The organism is Acinetobacter tianfuensis (assembly GCF_003611465.1).
In the GTDB taxonomy this organism is placed as follows: domain Bacteria; phylum Pseudomonadota; class Gammaproteobacteria; order Pseudomonadales; family Moraxellaceae; genus Acinetobacter; species Acinetobacter tianfuensis.
The window spans coordinates 18,050-34,542 of the sequence record NZ_RAXV01000024.1; the positions used below are offsets into that span (position 1 = coordinate 18,050).

The 16,493-nt window shown below is 44.3% G+C and carries 15 protein-coding genes and 1 tRNA gene; 10 read left to right on the plus strand and 6 right to left on the minus strand.

Annotated features, from left to right (window positions below; all coding sequences use genetic code 11):
* Positions 1–52 precede the first annotated feature (52 nt).
* Together D7V32_RS11240 and D7V32_RS11245 are read left to right on the plus strand one after the other, a co-directional pair.
* Positions 53–691: a hypothetical protein gene (locus D7V32_RS11240; protein WP_228200211.1), complete on the plus strand. Its 639-nt coding sequence runs from the start codon at positions 53–55 to the stop codon at positions 689–691.
* Positions 691–978, plus strand: a complete 288-nt coding sequence (locus tag D7V32_RS11245) for a hypothetical protein (RefSeq protein ID WP_120402970.1) — start codon at positions 691–693, stop codon at positions 976–978. Before D7V32_RS11240 ends, D7V32_RS11245 begins: the two co-directional genes overlap by 1 nt.
* A gap of 25 nt (positions 979–1,003) precedes the next feature.
* On the opposite strand, the gene D7V32_RS11250 is transcribed toward D7V32_RS11245, so the two are convergent.
* On the minus strand, positions 1,004–2,071 hold the full coding sequence (locus D7V32_RS11250) for a tyrosine-type recombinase/integrase (protein WP_120402971.1): 1,068 nt from the start codon (positions 2,069–2,071) through the stop codon (positions 1,004–1,006).
* A 188-nt stretch (positions 2,072–2,259) separates the two neighbouring features.
* Positions 2,260–2,346 (minus strand) — tRNA-Leu (locus tag D7V32_RS11255).
* A gap of 177 nt (positions 2,347–2,523) precedes the next feature.
* On the opposite strand from D7V32_RS11255, the gene queA reads away from it, so the two are divergent.
* The 8 genes from queA (at position 2,524) to secF (ending at position 10,758) form a co-directional block, all read left to right on the plus strand.
* A complete protein-coding gene (queA, locus tag D7V32_RS11260) occupies positions 2,524–3,561 on the plus strand; it encodes a tRNA preQ1(34) S-adenosylmethionine ribosyltransferase-isomerase QueA (protein ID WP_120402972.1) in 1,038 nt (345 codons plus the stop codon).
* A 15-nt stretch (positions 3,562–3,576) separates the two neighbouring features.
* Positions 3,577–4,605, plus strand: a complete 1,029-nt coding sequence (locus D7V32_RS11265; RefSeq protein ID WP_120402973.1) for a hypothetical protein — start codon at positions 3,577–3,579, stop codon at positions 4,603–4,605.
* Between the two features lie 30 nt (positions 4,606–4,635).
* Positions 4,636–5,202 carry a LemA family protein gene (locus D7V32_RS11270; protein ID WP_120402974.1) on the plus strand — a complete coding sequence of 189 codons (567 nt, stop codon included), beginning with the start codon at positions 4,636–4,638 and terminating at the stop codon, positions 5,200–5,202.
* Positions 5,203–5,279: 77 nt separating this feature from the next.
* On the plus strand, positions 5,280–6,137 hold the full coding sequence (locus tag D7V32_RS11275; protein WP_120402975.1) for a DUF4303 domain-containing protein: 858 nt from the start codon (positions 5,280–5,282) through the stop codon (positions 6,135–6,137).
* Positions 6,138–6,255: 118 nt separating this feature from the next.
* On the plus strand, positions 6,256–7,386 hold the full coding sequence (tgt, locus tag D7V32_RS11280) for a tRNA guanosine(34) transglycosylase Tgt (RefSeq protein ID WP_120402976.1): 1,131 nt from the start codon (positions 6,256–6,258) through the stop codon (positions 7,384–7,386).
* A 105-nt stretch (positions 7,387–7,491) separates the two neighbouring features.
* The gene (yajC, locus tag D7V32_RS11285) at positions 7,492–7,821 is read left to right on the plus strand and encodes a preprotein translocase subunit YajC (RefSeq protein WP_120402977.1); all 330 of its coding nucleotides are present in this window, start codon (positions 7,492–7,494) and stop codon (positions 7,819–7,821) included.
* A 53-nt stretch (positions 7,822–7,874) separates the two neighbouring features.
* Positions 7,875–9,773, plus strand: a complete 1,899-nt coding sequence (gene secD / locus D7V32_RS11290; protein WP_120402978.1) for a protein translocase subunit SecD — start codon at positions 7,875–7,877, stop codon at positions 9,771–9,773.
* 7 nt (positions 9,774–9,780) lie between these two features.
* Positions 9,781–10,758: a protein translocase subunit SecF gene (secF, locus tag D7V32_RS11295; RefSeq protein ID WP_171407646.1), complete on the plus strand. Its 978-nt coding sequence runs from the start codon at positions 9,781–9,783 to the stop codon at positions 10,756–10,758.
* 118 nt (positions 10,759–10,876) lie between these two features.
* Here secF and D7V32_RS11300 read toward each other — a convergent pair whose 3' ends face one another.
* The 4 genes from D7V32_RS11300 to cysM are packed head-to-tail and all read right to left on the minus strand — an operon-like array spanning position 10,877 to position 16,389.
* Entirely contained in the window at positions 10,877–13,183 is a 2,307-nt protein-coding gene (locus D7V32_RS11300; RefSeq protein ID WP_120402980.1) for a RelA/SpoT family protein, read from the minus strand.
* A gap of 36 nt (positions 13,184–13,219) precedes the next feature.
* Positions 13,220–14,617: a 23S rRNA (uracil(1939)-C(5))-methyltransferase RlmD gene (gene rlmD / locus D7V32_RS11305; protein ID WP_120402981.1), complete on the minus strand. Its 1,398-nt coding sequence runs from the start codon at positions 14,615–14,617 to the stop codon at positions 13,220–13,222.
* A gap of 6 nt (positions 14,618–14,623) precedes the next feature.
* Entirely contained in the window at positions 14,624–15,442 is an 819-nt protein-coding gene (locus D7V32_RS11310; protein WP_120402982.1) for a 3'-5' exonuclease, read from the minus strand.
* A gap of 26 nt (positions 15,443–15,468) precedes the next feature.
* Positions 15,469–16,389 (minus strand): cysteine synthase CysM, encoded by a 921-nt coding sequence (gene cysM / locus D7V32_RS11315; RefSeq protein WP_120402983.1) that lies wholly within the window; start codon positions 16,387–16,389, stop codon positions 15,469–15,471.
* Positions 16,390–16,493 lie beyond the last annotated feature (104 nt).

The following is a 16,493-nucleotide window of genomic DNA, read 5'->3' on the forward strand; positions in this document are numbered from 1 at the left end:
TGGTCTTTTCTTGCCTGATTTCCTCTCTAATTTTAATGCTTGGAAAAAACCCATGAATAAAAATAAATTTTTAGCACTAAAAGCCAAACGTGCTGCTGAAACCCATCGCCAGCAACTGCTGGCGGCCTCTGGGCCATATGAACTCAGCATGACGTTTTGTGTTGACGAGGTGAATACTGTTGTTGAAAACCACCGCGAAGAGAACAATCTAGAAGACACAGAAATGACTCCGGAGCATGTCGCTTATTCTGTGTACCACGGTGACCTGATTATCTGCCTTAAAAACATCCTGATTCCATTAGACCAGGAATGGCATCTTGGCATAGACAGTCATTATTACAATCCAGAAACGGATGAAGTCATGACTGTACCGGTGCAGTTTCAAATGCCAAAAATGAACTTTAACGAGTTCAAGTTCGGCAGCAAATTAGCGGTCGACCGTGGCCATGGTTTAAAAACTCGCTGGCGTGGTATCAATGATGAACTCAATGAAATCATTCTTACCGAAGTCCCAGTAGGCTTCGATCGTGTCCGCAGTGATGCAAAGCTGACGTGTTGGACAGGTTTCACCGACTATAACTGTCTAAAAGAATTTAACTTTGTAAAAAGAGTCATTCGTAAAAGCGGGCTAGAAGGTATCAAAAGTCTGAATGAAACGATCGATCAATATAAAGATCAGCAGGTAGCGTGATGAATGAAACTATTTTAGAAAAGACCCTATTAAAAATAATGAAGCATCTTGACGCAAAATTGGTGTTACCTATCGAGCATCAACTATGGAGCGAAAAAGATATTGCTAAATATTTTAATTATTCAGAAGACTATACAAAGAAAAATATCATCTCAAACCCATACTTCCCGCCAAGCCGGCAGCTGCCAACCTCCAAAGATGGCGAACGAACAGTTTCTCGCTGGAAAGCAAAAGATGTCATAGATTTTGGCATGGCCTTTGATAAAAAAACACTCCAGTATCATTAAAAGAAGCCACCAAAAGGTGGCTTTTTTACGACATTAGTTTACTTAACCCGGACGACATATTTAATTCTTCTAAAATTTCATCATTCGTAGGGTTGTAATAAATCAAAGCCTGTTTAGGATCCTTCCAGCCAAAAATTTTGCACAGCGTTAATGCATTTTTTACGCGTCTGGCCATTAAACTTGCAGCTTCATGCCGTGAATCATGAAATGTGATATCGGCACCTTCCAACCCCGCTTGCTTCCGGGCTTTCCTAAATAAAGTATCCCTTGAAGAATCATTGATTGTGAAAACTTTTAAAGATGACTTTCTTTCAATCTTAGTGGCCAATGTCCATAGCTGCAGCGCAAAATCGTCCAGCGGAACTTTTCTAGATGTGCCATTTTTGGTATTTGGCAAAAGAATATATCGTTTCTGCAGAAAAACCTCATCCAGCGGCCTATTTACTATTTCACCCGACCGCATCCCTGTAGCCATTGCAATAAGCCAAATTAAACCAACTTCTTGCATCTTTGTTTCAGGTACAGATCCTGGCAAATATTTTAAAGCAGCCAAAATAGCTTGCAATTCTTCCAGCTCAGTCCGTCTTTCACGATGCGGCGGCTTTTTGGGCTTACGTACATTTTCCACGGGATTAAAATCAATCCAATTTTTATCTTTTCTGCACCAGTTAAAGAAAGCGGATAGTGTCGAATAGTCTCTCAAAATGCTAGAAGCCTTGAGCGGCTTAATGGATCTATTCATAACTGAGTTTTCCCATTGCTTCAAAAACTCAGATTTATAATGAGCTAGTGGCCAATCAACATACGGTAAATGATTTTGATAATACCTTATGCGCTGGATCTCTTTTTTTGCGGTTTTTTTATAAAAAGATACTTCTTTTGCATATCTGCTCAATGCTTCATGAACAGTGATGACAATATCTCTATTAAGCGCTTGGTCAGTTGAAAAGTTTAAAAAGAATTCACGCTCTTGGATTTCTGACCATTTTTTAGCTTCAGCCTTAGATTTAAGAACCTTACTTTTTCTTTGGCCATAGGCTTCTAAATCAGCTCTCCAGCTTCCATTTTTTTGCTGATAAATAGATAAGCTCATAAAATTTAGCAAACCCAATAACTTAGATTAAAAAAACACATATTTAAAATGTGGAAAATGTGTGGAAACTTATACCTGAAATTACCCGAAAATACCTGAAAAAAACCCAAACGCCGGAAACGAAAAAGCCCCGAAACCTTGTCATATAAAGGCTTCGGGGCTTTTGAGAATATTTCTATTCTAAATTCTGGTCCCGAGGGTCGGACTCGAACCGACACGTCATCTCTGACAGCGGATTTTGAGTCCGCCGCGTCTACCAATTTCACCACCTCGGGAGTGGATGAGGGCTATAATACGCTGTTTCTCAACAGAGTCAACATACAAGATTATTTTTTGGTTATTTTTAAAACAAACATTATTTTTTCGACTTAAAATTAAGCAAAATCAGCCTAAAAACAGAAAAAAGCATATACTAAGCACAATTTTATCCCCGACTGTTTTAAACATTTCTCATGCAACTTTCTGATTTCAGTTTTGATCTCCCAGATGAGCTGATTGCTCGCTTTCCTCTTGAAACCCGTACAGCTTCACGCCTGCTGCATTTAGATACTGCCGGCCAATACCGCGACCGCCATTTCACAGACATTTTAGAACTGCTGGAACCTGGTGACTTACTGGTACTGAACGATACAAAAGTGATGAAAGCGCGCCTGAAAGGCAAACGCGCAACAGGCGGCGCAGTCGAAGTGCTTGTTGAACGCATGATGGATAAATTTATTGCTCACTGTCATGTCAAAGCCAGCAACACACCAAAAGAAGGTGCTGAACTATTTATCGGCCCTGACGAAGTAAAAGTTACGGTGAAAGGCCGCCATGAAAATTTATTTATTATCGAATTTTCACAGCCTATTTTAGATGTCTTGGACAAATACGGCGCGCTGCCAATTCCGCCTTACTTCAACCGTGAAGCGGAAGACATCGACACTGTTCGCTATCAAACAGTATTCAACGACCCAGCCAAATTAGCATCTGTGGCAGCTCCTACAGCCAGTCTGCATTTTGATGAAGACTTACTGCAAAAACTCGAAGCCAAAGGCATTAACAAAACGTTTGTCACACTGCATGTCGGTGCAGGCACATTCCTGCCTGTACGTACAGCAGACATTGAAAACCACATTATGCACAGCGAATGGTGTGATGTATCAGATGAGTCCATGGCACTAATCCGTGAAACTAAAGCGCGCGGCAATAAAGTCATTGCTGTAGGCACGACAGCGACCCGCGCAACAGAAAGCGCAGCGCAAGCCAACGGCGGCGAACTGAAAGGCTGGACTGGCGATACTCAAATTTTCATTTATCCAGGCTATCAGTTCAAAGTGGTAGACCGCCTGATTACCAACTTCCATTTACCGGAATCTACTCTGCTGATGCTGGTATCCGCGCTGTCAAACCGCGATAATATTCTAAATGCCTACCGCCATGCCGTAGACAGCAAATACCGCTTTTTCAGCTATGGCGATGCCATGCTGATTGACAATATCAACACATAATAAAAAAGACTTCCCATGCCGATTGATGCCGTAAAACATTCTTTCCACATCCGCAGGAAAAAAAATGACATTGTTTTTCAGAACATTGCCCGGCTATGGGATCTCGGCCGCTCTGCGCCAGACTATCAATCTATTTTAGACGGCCTGCATCCTTGGAATGCGCCTATTACACTGCGTTTTGAAAATGTGCTGCCTTGGCTGCAAGGCTGCATTGGCCTGCTGTTTTTTCTGCCGCTATGGATTGCGCCTGAAAATATCTGGTCTCAGCTTTGCCTGTTGGCAGGACTGCTCATTATAGGCTGGGCCTACCTGAGCTATGAACAGCAGCAGCCAATTGATGAAGTCATTGAACACCTAGAAAATTTAAGCATCGGCCATAAATACCAGCTGTCTTTTAACCGGCAGCCGCAGCACATTGGCGTACCGCTGAATACATTGCATTTTATTGCCCAGCTGAAACAGCTGTTCCCTGTTTTCAATCAGGGCAGTTTGTCCAATGACATCACCCGCTTTGCCAGCACCGTCTGGACAGATGAAAATGGGCAGCTGCATCAAGTGATGGTGTTTCAATATCACTATGCGTCTGAAATCCGCATGCGCGACAAAGACGGCAACGAAACCAAAGTTAAAGAAGTGCATAAAGACCTGTGGGGCGTATTCATTTTTGATGTTGAAACCCAAGGCTTAGCCATTACTTCCAGCAATAAAAAGTTTTATTATCCATACAGTTACCCCTGGAATAGCAGCGACATTCAAATCAATCAGCGCCTAAAGTTTTATGGCAGCGATGAAATGAATACCGCTAAACTGTTAACGCCAGGATTTGTGCTGCGTATTGCAGACTTTTTCCAGCAGCGTGAGGGCGATTTATTATTCCATCCGCATAACAAAATGCTATGTTATATTGGTTCTCAGGATTTGTTTCAAATCAGCAGCAGAGCAAAGTCTATACATGACATTTCTGAATTGCGCGGACATCTCAGAACATTTAAATTAATTGCATTAGAAAATTTACAGCGCGATTTGCTGCTGTTTTTAAAATGATAACGGCTTATTCAACGGGGTTATAAGTCTATGGGTTTATTGATCTTCTTCCTGCTGATCTGCGCTGCGGCCATTGCCTGCATCGTGATCCGCAACAACATTGTGCGTCACCATAATGCGACCATCCGCGCTTGGTCAGATGTCGCCACGTATGAACGCCAAAAAATTAAAATTTTAGATGGCTTGCAGCCGCTGGTCGAACAGTACTCCAGCTTCGAAAAAGGCACTTTGGAAAAAGTGACTGAACTGCGCCAAAACATTTTAAATTTAAACCTGAAAAATACAGACGTCTCTCAGCTGCAGCGCATTGAATCTTTAAATAAAGAACTGATGCACAGCCTCAATGTTGTCGTTGAAAATTACCCTGAATTAAAAGCCAATGAAATCTATCTCAAAATGATGGGTGAAATTGAAGAACAAAATGAAAATGTCGGTGCGGCGATTACGATTTTTAACCGCAATGTCGAGTTATTTAACAACCACATTCAGATATTTCCAAACAACATTGTGAACACCATGACACTGAGCAAAAAAGCCATCCGTCCATTTCGCGATGCAGCAGCCGCTCAAAACTTCGACTACAAGCCTAATTTTTAAAATACCCGCTGCATCACACTAAAACTTAAAAATAATCCGGCATGTGCAAGCATGCCCGCAAAAGAAAATAAAATATTATGATTGAACATATCGATATTCTAAAAAATGCGCTGATCCAAGAGTTTTACCAGCTCTATGATTATTATTATGAAGACGAGATCTACGCCTGCACATTGGTCTTTAACAAATACATGCTGATTGACTATTTAGCGGTATCGACCAAACGCAGTATTTTTTCAGAAGAAGAAGACCGCAAACAGTATCTTGCGCCTAAAGACCAATGGAATGTCCGAAAATGGCGCTACCGCTCAAGCCCATCTTTAGACTCTGGCCTGACGAAATTCAAGTTTATTCTGTCTGACTATTTCAAGTCACAGCACAGTTTTGGCAATCCTCTTCTAGACACGCCAAGCATCGATGCGCACAACAACTTAGATGTACTGCTGAATGCCTTTAAGCAAGCTAAAGAAGCGCTGGTTGACTCCTATGGTTTAGACATTGACCAAATTTTATTTTTTATCAGCCTGCCGTCGCAGCCTGAAATTGAAATTCAGTCTGCCCGCTTTCTGAATCCTGAAAACCGCTTATTTTTAAACTTTTTAAAAATAAAAGAACCGAAAATCACAGAGAAGCAAGAGCAGAATAAGCGTTTCCGCCTGTCTCAAACAGATAAAGACATGCTGATCGATCTGGCTCAGCTGGCAGAAGTTGAACCTTATGATTATCTGCAAGTTGCGCAATCTGCCTATTTACTTACACTGGAACCGCATTTTGTAGACTGCAATATCTACATTCAGAAATTGGTGCAAACCATTGCAGCCATGCCCTCTGGTGAAAAAGGCAACTGCGCGATGCAAAAGCATGAAATTTTGTCCCGCATCAGCCAGTTCTATCATGAATCATACTTTGCGCAGCAGTCTGCTGACTCGATCTAAGAAAATTACAGAGGCAGCACACGTCAAAGCTGGCGTTTAAGGTCAGAATCAAGGAAAATAGTGTACTTTTAGCACTATCGATCAGCGAACTGTTTTTTCGCCTTGATTTGGACCTTTTATGAAGTTTGAGAAATTAGCTCAGTCGGGCCGTGCCCGCCGTGGGCGTTTAACGCTTGAACATGGTGTCGTTGAAACGCCAATGTTCATGCCTGTAGGTACTTATGGCACGGTTAAAGGCGTTTTGCCTCGTGACATTAAAGAAATTAAGTCACAAGTCATTTTAGGCAATACTTTCCATTTATACCTGCGCCCAGGTTTAGATGTGATTAAAGAACATGGCGGTTTGCACCAGTTCATGAAATGGGACAAACCTATTTTAACGGACTCAGGCGGCTTCCAAGTTTTCAGCTTAGGCGCAATGCGTAAAATTAAAGAAGACGGCGTAACGTTCCGCTCCCCAATTGACGGCTCAAAAGTCTTTTTATCTCCTGAAATCTCAATGGATATTCAACATACGCTGAATTCTGACATTGTGATGATTTTTGATGAATGCACACCCTATCCTGCAACACATGAAGAAGCTCAAAAATCTTTACAGCTGTCTCTGCGCTGGGCGAAGCGCTGTAAAACCCAGCATCATGAAGTACTGAAAAACCGCAATGCCCTATTCGGCATTATCCAAGGCGGCATGTACGAAGACCTGCGTGACGAATCTTTAAAAGGCTTACTGGATATCGACTTTGACGGCTATGCCATTGGCGGCCTGTCTGTAGGAGAACCAAAAGAAGAGATGATCAAAGTTCTTGATTACCTTCCAGAGAAAATGCCTGCGGATAAACCTCGCTACCTAATGGGTGTAGGCAAACCAGAAGATATCGTAGAAGCGGTACGCCGCGGTGTTGATATGTTTGACTGCGTGATGCCGACCCGCAATGCGCGTAATGGCCACTACTTTGTCACTGACGGTTTGGTGCGTATCCGCAACAGCCAGTACCGCCATGACCAGCGCCCATTAGATCCGCACTGCGATTGCTATACTTGCCAGAACTTTACCCGCTCGTATTTATTCCATTTAGAAAAATGCGGTGAAATGCTGGGATCTATGCTGGGCACAATCCATAACTTGCGTTATTACCTGCGCCTGACAGAAATGATGCGTGATGCATTAGACAACGGCACTTTTGATGATTTTGTTGCTGACTTCTATGCACGCCGCGGACTAGAAGTGCCGCCTTGTCCTGAAGATTGATTCAGTCAGTATTTGCACTGAAGAAAAAGACAAGGTAAATTGCAGAACAAGCTAATTTATTGTCATGTAATTGATATACAATTTTATTCGTTTTAGGAAATACCGATGAGCCTTTTTATTTCTACTGCCCACGCCGCTGGCGAAGCTGCACAACAGCCTAGCATGATGGCGAACCTTTTGATGATTGCCGTATTCGTAGCAATCTTCTATTTCTTAATCTGGCGCCCTCAAGCAAAACGTGCAAAAGAACACCGCTCGTTAGTTGAAAGCCTAGGTGTAGGCAGCGAAGTTGTATTTGCCGGCGGTTTAATGGGCAAAATCATCAAAATTGAAGGTGATTTTGCAGTGGTTGAGTTAAGCCGCGGTGTAGAAGTGAAAATTCAGCGCGCAAGTGTGATTTCAGTTCTCCCTGAAGGCACTTTAAACAACCTTTAATCAAAAAACAGTCGTGCTTCTGCACGACTTTTTTCATTTTAAGAAGAAAACAGATGCGTTACCCAGCATGGAAATATCTGCTGATCCTTGTGGTTCTAGTGATCAGCACATTATATGCCCTGCCAAGTTTGTATCCAGATGAACCAGCTGTTCAAATTTCGGGTGCCAAAGCCGGTACTCAAATTGACCAGAGCATCGTGCAAAAAGCAGAGCAGATTTTAAAAAGTGATAACATTGCAACACATGACAACAGCTTCACAAACAATGCCGCTTTACTGCGTGTAGACTCAAGCGAAGCCCAATTAAAAGCAAAAGATGCTTTGCGCCGAGGTCTAGGTGATGATTATGTTGTTGCTTTAAACCTTGCGCCGACTACACCAGAATGGCTGCAAAAAATTGGCGCTAAGCCAATGAAATTAGGCTTAGACTTACGCGGCGGTGTTCACTTCCTGCTTGAAGTCGATATGGACAAAGCCATTTCACAGCGTATGGAAACATCTGCTGCAGACTTGCGCCGTCAGCTGCGTGACAGCAAGCTGAAATTTAACAGCCTGACACTGAATAACAACACCATTACGATGCAGTTTGCAAACAATGCAGACCGCGCCGCAGTCATGGACTTCTTGCGCAGCAATGGCAATGAATATACACAGCAAGCGATTGCAACCAGCGAAGGCGCCAGCCTGCGCCTGAACTACACGGACATCCGCAAGCAAGAAATTGAATCCTATGCCGTTAACCAAAACTTAACAACGCTGCGCAACCGTATTAACGAGTTAGGCGTTGCCGAAGCATTGGTGCAAACTCAAGGCAGCAACCGCATTGTGGTTGAACTTCCGGGTGTGCAAGATACCGCTGAAGCGAAACGTGTTTTAGGCCGTACTGCAAACTTAGAATTCCGTCTTGTATCTGATCTGAACGACCAATACATTGACCCTTATACAGGTCAAGCAAAAGGTTCCGTACCGCCAGGCACTGAAGTATTTGCTTATGAGTCTTTAGACAGCGGCCGCCAATTGCTGTTGAACCGTACACGTATTTTAACAGGTGAACGTGTTCAAAACGCCTCTAGCGGTTTCAGCCAAGACACTGGCGGCGCCGAAGTAAACATTACTTTGGATACTGCCGGCGGCAAACTGATGTCTGAAGCGACACGTTCAGCTGTAGGCAAACGTATGGCGGTGCTGTTTATTGAAAATAAACAAAAAATCAGCTATGTAACTGACCCGGCGACAGGAACACAAACTGAAGTCCGTACGCCATACACAGAATCAGTCGTGATTAATGCGGCAACGATTCAGGCTGTACTGGGTTCATCATTCCGAATTACCGGCCTTGACTCTCCGCAAGAAGCGGCAGAACTCGCGCTGATGCTGCGTGCAGGCGCTTTAGCTGCGCCAATGTACTTCGTAGAAGAGCGTGTAATTGGTCCAAGCCTAGGTCAAGAAAATATTGATAAAGGCGTCATGTCGACACAGCTCGGTTTCTTGCTGGTTGCAATCTGGATGGTGGTTTTCTTCCGTCTATTCGGCTTAATTGCCAACTTTGCATTAGTGATGAACTTGGCCATGATTTTAACCGTCATGTCTTGGATTGGCGCTTCGCTTACCCTGCCGGGTATTGCGGGTATCGTCATCACAATTGGTATGGCAGTCGATGCCAACGTACTGATATGTGAGCGGATCAGAGAGGAAATGAAATGGGGGGCGTCGCCTAAGCAAGCCATTGTTGCTGGTTATGACCGTGCCTACAACACCATTTTCGACTCAAACTTAACCACATTCCTCGTTGCGTTTATTCTGTTCGCAATTGGTACAGGTCCAATTAAAGGCTTCGCCGTTACACTGATGATCGGTATCGTCTGCTCAATGTTTACAGCAATTACTGTAACACGCGCAATCGTACAGCTGATCTATGGTAAAAAACGCGACCTGAAAAAGTTGAGCATTTAGGAGATCGATGATGACTGATAATACTCAACTTAATCCTAAAAAATACGGCCGTCCAGAAGATGAGCGGGTCATTCCGTTCATGAAGATTGCCCTGCCGGCAGCCATTCTTTCCATTGTGCTGACTGTGGCAAGCTTATTTTTCATTGTGACTAAAGGCCTAAACCTTGGTCTAGATTTCACTGGCGGTATTTCTGCTGAGCTGAACTACAGTCAGCCGGTGAAAGCTTCGGATGTTACCCAGTCTTTAGCCAAAGCCGGCTTTAATGATGCTGTCGTACAAACGATTGGTTCGAACCGTGATCTGATGGTCCGTATGCCTGTACAGGAAAATGCAGAAGCTGCTGATCTGACTAAAGCAATTACAGCGGCCGTACAGCTGCCTGGAAACAGCGCAGAAGTACACAAGGTTGATGTTGTGGGCGGCCAAGTCGGCAATGAGCTGTATATGCGTTCTGGCGGGGCTGTAGCGCTTGCTTTACTGCTGATGCTGGTATACGTCACGATCCGTTTCGAATTTAAACTCGCTATTGGCGCTGTACTGTCATTATTCCATGACATTATTGTGACTCTGGGTATTTTTGCCCTTATGCAATGGCCATTTGATTTGACGGTACTGGCGGCATTACTGGCAATTATCGGCTTCTCACTGAACGATAATATTGTGGTCTCGGACCGTATCCGTGAAAACTTCCGTAAAATCCGCGGTGCAGAACCGCTGGAAATCGTCAACATTGCATTGACGGAAACACTTCGCCGTACCATTCATACCTCAATGACACTATTGCTGGTGGTGCTTGCAATGATGTTCTTTGGCGGTGAAGGTCTGAAATGGTTCTCTATCGCAATGTTTGTCGGTGTTTTTGTCGGCACATATTCGTCTATTTATATCGGTACTGCATTCTCGCTATGGCGCGGTCTAAACCGTCAAGACTTTATTGTTCAAGTGAAGCCTGAGTTTGATGAAGAAGAAGAAATTCCTCATTAATTCAAACACCGCTTTATAAAAACCCATCTTCGGATGGGTTTTTTATGCTCATTAAAATATATAGATAATAAAAGACCCGCAAATTGCGGGTCTTTTATTTACAGTTTTGGCTGCCGTATCAGTTACCTTGAACCAAACGGCGCGCACTGATAATACCCGGCTGCTGCTCAAGACGGGCCAACAAACGCGACAGCTGCGCCAAACCTTTGACTTCAATCAGCAGTTTCATATTCGCAATGCCGTCCGCCTCTGAAATAGTGTTCACTTGACGGATATTAATTTGATCAGAGAAGATCACTTGAGTCAGATCTTTCAATAAGCCGCGGCGGTCATACGCTTCCACCACTATCTGCACGCTTTGACCGCGTGTCGGCTGCATTTCCCAATCTGCTTCAACAGCGCGCTCAGGCTCTTGGCTGATCATGCGTACATAATCTGGACAAGCCACCTTATGAATGCTCACACCGCGATTCAGTGTAATGTAGCCGCCAATCGACTCGCCATGCACAGGCTGGCAGCACTGCGCGATATGCAGTTCTACGTTATCTAAACCGTCAATTAAAATACCATGCGCCGACAAGGTATGGCTGGCGCGCGGGTTGAGTGTCGGCTTCAGCACCAGTTCAGGCTCATCCTGATCCAAATGCATATGACGGTTGACCTGATTAATCAGCGCATGCAGGCTAATATCGCCATTCACTAAGCCAATCAGAATGTCCTCACCCAATTTCACATTGAAGTGATTGCAGTAATCACTTAAATCAATGCTTTTCGGGTGGATCGCTAAACGCGCCAGCTCTTTGTTCAGCAGGTCACGGCCCACTTCCAAATTCTTACTGCGGTCCTGCTGACGGAACCAGTGACGCAGTTTGTCTCGCGCACGGGCAGTTTTAATGTAGCCCAGCGAGTTCACCAGCCAGTCACGGTTTGGTTCACGGTCTTTCTTGGTCAGAATTTCAACCTGCTCACCAGTTTTCAGCGTATAAGTCAGCGGCACATAACGCTGGTTTACACGGGCTGCATAACACTTGTTGCCCACTTGCGTATGCACGTGATAAGCAAAGTCCAATACTGTAGAACCGCGGGGCAATTCTTTAATATCGCCGTCACGGCTAAATACATAAATCTTTTCAAAGCCTTCAAAATCTTGAATTTGTTCAAAATTCTCAGTGCTTTCTTCGTCTTTATGCGCGCTGGCATCATTGCGTTCTTGGTAGTGCTCCAAAACTGAACGCAATGAATGTAAACGGTGATTAAAAGACTGGTCGGTATTTTTTGAACCCTCTTTATAGTTAAAATGCGAACATACACCCAGCTCTGCTTCCTGATGCATGCTGTTGGTCCGGATTTGCACTTCAAGAGATTTGTTTTCTGCAATCACCGCTGTATGCAGCGAACGGTAGCCATTGGCTTTCGGATTGGTAATATAGTCATCAAACTGATGCGGTATATGACGCCAGATTTGATGCACAATACCTAAAGTGTGATAACACTCCGGCACCGATTTCACCAGTACACGCAGCGCACGGATATCATAAAGCTGATCAAAGCTCAGGTTTTTACTTTTCATTTTTCGATAGATCGAATAAATGTGCTTTACCCGGCCGTTAATTTCGGCTTCAATATCATGCTCTGCCAGTTCATTGCGCAGTTTTTCAATAACAAACTGAATGTACTGTTCACGCTCCAAACGCTTTTCATTCAATAAAGAAGCAATTTCTTTATAACGCTCAGGCGCAAGATAACGGAAGGCTAAATCTTCAAGCTCCCACTTCAGCTGCGCTATGCCTAAGCGGTGCGCAAGCGGTGAGTAAATAGTTAACACTTCACGCGCAACACGTTCCTGACGCTCACGTGATGAATGCGCCAGCTCACGCAGCGCATAGGTACGTTCAGCCAGTTTGACCAATACAACACGGACATCTTCCGTCACTGAAATCAGCATTTTATAAATGCCTGATAAATGCTCACGCTGATTATTATTAAAATGATCTTCTAAGCGTTTATTTTGTTCAATCAGTTCAGACAGCTTACCCATGGACAGCGTGCCTTTTACCAAGGCATGCACTTGTTCGCCAAATTTTTCCAGCACTTCGTCCAGCGGCATTACACCTTCACGCACACAGCGGTACAGCATTGCTGCTGACAAGGTATCTTCATCGACATGCAAATGCGCCAAAATATCGGCCATTTCAATACCCGTATAAAAGGTATTTGAACGATGGCTGACGGTAGATTCCATTTCTTTTTGCAGTGTCAGATGCGCAACTTCTTCAAGCTGCGTCAGCGCTTCACCGTCTAATATGCCGCGAACACGATTCAGCCATTCGTCTAAATCCTGCAGCGCTTGATCGGCATGTTCTACAGTCGCTTCCTGAGACAGCTCATTAAGACGTCCCGGGAGTTGTTCCCGTACTGTGACCATACCCTACTCCTAATTTTTTTACTCTTCATTACGGCTTTAATCGTTTATTTGGCTGTCTTGTCCGGCTTGCTCAAACAATGCAATCGACTCGACATGTCCTGTATGGGTAAACATATCCATCACGCCTGCTTTGCTTAAACGATAGCCTTGCTGTGCCAAAATACCTGCATCACGCGCTAGCGTGGCGGGGTTACACGATACATAAACGATTCTTTTTGCACCAAATTTAGGCAAATATTGCATTACCTCTTCCGCACCGGAGCGCGGCGGGTCAATCAATAATGCATCAAATCCCTGATTTGCCCAAGAATGATGCGAAAAATCTTTTGTTAAATCTTGTGAATAAAAATCGAGCCAAGAAATGCCATTATTTAAAGCATTTTCTGCCCCGCGTTTGACCATTTCTTCACTGCCTTCTACAGCCGCAACGCGTCCTGATGCACCTACGCAGCGCGCAAGCGGCAATGAAAAATTCCCTAATCCGCAGAATAAATCTAATACCCGCTCACCTTGCTTCAATTGAAGCAAATCACATGCCAGTTTGACCATTCTCGGGTTAATGCTTGAATTTACTTGCGTAAAATCCAAGGGATTAAATCCAAAGTTCACATCAAAATCAGGCAGTGCATAATGCAGACGCATCTCACCGGCTTGTCCGTCCTGACGGCTTAAACTTTCAGGACCTTCTGGCTGTAAATATAGCTGCCACTGTTTCTGTAACGCAAATTTTTGTAATTCGTTGACATCACTATTGCACAATTTTTCTGTGTGACGAACCAGCAGCGCGATTTGTGTATCACCCATTGCTAATTCTATATGACCAATATCCCTTTTGCCTTTTAGACTTTGGAGTAATTGCTTCAGACGGGTTATTGAGCCAAATGCGTGATCAAGTACCAAACAGCGGTCAATTGAGATTAATTTATTGCTGGCATTTTCACGGAAACCAACCACTAATTTATCTTTAGCAGGTAGATAACGTACACCAATACGGGCTTTACGGCGGTAATCTTCACGGGTTGAACGCAGCGGCTCCAGCCATTCATCAGGCTCTAAATCTGCAAAATGCGTCATATGCGACTTCAATACATTTTGCTTAAGGCGGATTTGCTCATCAGGATGGATATGCTGCATATTGCAGCCCCCGCAGGTGCCAAAATGCGCACATGCAGGCTGAACACGCATTGCAGAAGGCTCACTGAGCAGCTCCAAACAATCCGCTTCTTCCAAACGTTTCACCGCATGCGTAATAACAGCGCGTACAGTTTCCCCCGGAAGCGCATAACGGATAAATACTTTTTTACCATGCTTTTCCAAAGGATGATCGGGATGTGAGCCGTAGTGAGCAATGCCGCGCCCCTCATGTGACAGCGACTCAACCTGAAAAATGTAACTTGGCTGCGGTGCTTTTGGGGGCTTGGCTCTATGTTTCATGCGGACCTAATTGGGGGAAGATGGAAAATCAAATTGAGTAAAATCGGTCTGTTTAGAGGTTTCACGCCAAACAGATAAAAACGCTGCCTGCTGCGGCTGTGTATATAAATACTGAATCGTAGATTGGATCAAATGCTGATGATCTGCCGGCAAAATTTGCCCTTTCAGCAACTGAAAGCGTAAATAAATCAGCCAAGTATTCAGCACATCGCCTTCACAATAACTGGTCAGTTTTTGCCACTGCTGCTCACGCACATACTCGGGCACACGATAAGCGCCATCACCGCGTTTGCCGGGAAAACCCAGCAGATGCGCAGCATCATCCAGTTTCAGGAAGTTGCGGCCATTAAACATTGCCATCACATCCATCACATCAACATGGCGCTGATGATAACGATTCTGGTAGTTATTATAACGCTTTTGCGTATCAATCTCGCCCTGATCGAACAAACTTACTGCAGAAAGTCCATGATACATGGCGCGGAATAAAATCACAGGCAAATCAAACTGTGAACCATTCCAGCTCACAAGTGTTGGATTGCGCTTATCAAAAATAGAAAAAAAGCGTCTTAATATTTCTGCCTCAGAATACTGCTCACGGCTAAATGAAAACAGCTTCAAACCATTTTCATCCAGCCAAAGACCTGAAATACAGACAATTTCATGCAAGGGCAAGCGCTGAAAATCTGTACCGGACTCTTGTCTGCGCAGTTTTGCCAATGCAGATTCTAAATCTGCTTCAGGCAAATCCAGTCCATGCAAATGCGCACCCGATTTTAAGTCAGTTAAGGTTTCAATATCAAAAGTTAAAACAGGTAAACGCATAAGTCTTTGCTCAGCCTCACGGCAGATTATTCAGGATCGACAACAGAGAACAGGCCCGTAGATAAATAACGGTCGCCGCGGTCACATATAATGCAGACAATCACTGCATCCGGATTTTCTTCTGCCAATTTGACGGATGCCCAAACTGCACCGCCTGATGAAGTGCCGGCACTGATCCCTTCTTTACGCGCCAATTTACGCGCTGTTTTTTCCGCTTCAATTTGCGGAATATCCATAATGCGGTCTACACGGCTTGCATCAAAAATTGTCGGCAAATATTCTTTTGGCCAGCGGCGGATCCCTGCAATATTTGAACCTTCAGACGGCTGCAGGCCCACAATTTGAACGTCTGGATTTTTTTCTTTCAGATATTTAGAAATCCCCATGATCGTGCCAGTCGTTCCCATTGAACTGACAAAATGGGTAATTTTACCGCCAGTCTGCTGCCAAATTTCAGGGCCAGTCGTTAAATAATGCGCCTCAGAGTTATCTGGATTGCCAAATTGATTGAGCACAAGGCCAACACCCTCAGACTGCATTTGCGCAGCCATATCACGCGCCTCTTCCATCGTTGCAGACTCTATCAGCTCTGCGCCATAAGCACGCATTGCATCTTTACGCTCTTGGCTAGAACTTGCCGGCATAATCAGCTTCATCTGATAGCCGCGCATGGCGGCCACCATCGCCAATGCGATTCCTGTATTTCCGCTCGTCGCCTCAATCAATGTATCGCCTGGTTTAATTTGACCGCGCTTCTCAGCTTGCATAATCATATTGTAGGCTGGCCGGTCTTTTACCGAACCTGCCGGGTTATTGCCTTCCAGTTTTGCTAATACAGTTGCTTGAGTGTGACTTGCCAGACGCTGCAAGCGGACTAAAGGCGTTTTGCCTACATAGCTGTCCAGCAAAAATGCATCTGTTTGAAAATCAGGGGTTGTGTTGCTCATTATTCGCACCTATATCGAGGTGCGCCTATTGTATGAAAAAATGTCTTTCCCTGCACCCATTTGCAAGGCTTTTTCTCGAAAGTGATTAAAGCGCAATCAGTTTC

Coding starts and splice junctions, on each gene's coding strand:
- D7V32_RS11240 (WP_228200211.1), top strand. CDS start 53: ATGAATAAAAATAAATTTTTAGCACTAAAAGCCAAACGTGCTGCTGAA.
- D7V32_RS11245 (WP_120402970.1), top strand. CDS start 691: ATGAATGAAACTATTTTAGAAAAGACCCTATTAAAAATAATGAAGCAT.
- D7V32_RS11250 (WP_120402971.1), bottom strand. CDS start 2,071: ATGAGCTTATCTATTTATCAGCAAAAAAATGGAAGCTGGAGAGCTGAT.
- queA (WP_120402972.1), top strand. CDS start 2,524: ATGCAACTTTCTGATTTCAGTTTTGATCTCCCAGATGAGCTGATTGCT.
- D7V32_RS11265 (WP_120402973.1), top strand. CDS start 3,577: ATGCCGATTGATGCCGTAAAACATTCTTTCCACATCCGCAGGAAAAAA.
- D7V32_RS11270 (WP_120402974.1), top strand. CDS start 4,636: ATGGGTTTATTGATCTTCTTCCTGCTGATCTGCGCTGCGGCCATTGCC.
- D7V32_RS11275 (WP_120402975.1), top strand. CDS start 5,280: ATGATTGAACATATCGATATTCTAAAAAATGCGCTGATCCAAGAGTTT.
- tgt (WP_120402976.1), top strand. CDS start 6,256: ATGAAGTTTGAGAAATTAGCTCAGTCGGGCCGTGCCCGCCGTGGGCGT.
- yajC (WP_120402977.1), top strand. CDS start 7,492: ATGAGCCTTTTTATTTCTACTGCCCACGCCGCTGGCGAAGCTGCACAA.
- secD (WP_120402978.1), top strand. CDS start 7,875: ATGCGTTACCCAGCATGGAAATATCTGCTGATCCTTGTGGTTCTAGTG.
- secF (WP_171407646.1), top strand. CDS start 9,781: ATGATGACTGATAATACTCAACTTAATCCTAAAAAATACGGCCGTCCA.
- D7V32_RS11300 (WP_120402980.1), bottom strand. CDS start 13,183: ATGGTCACAGTACGGGAACAACTCCCGGGACGTCTTAATGAGCTGTCT.
- rlmD (WP_120402981.1), bottom strand. CDS start 14,617: ATGAAACATAGAGCCAAGCCCCCAAAAGCACCGCAGCCAAGTTACATT.
- D7V32_RS11310 (WP_120402982.1), bottom strand. CDS start 15,442: ATGCGTTTACCTGTTTTAACTTTTGATATTGAAACCTTAACTGACTTA.
- cysM (WP_120402983.1), bottom strand. CDS start 16,389: ATGAGCAACACAACCCCTGATTTTCAAACAGATGCATTTTTGCTGGAC.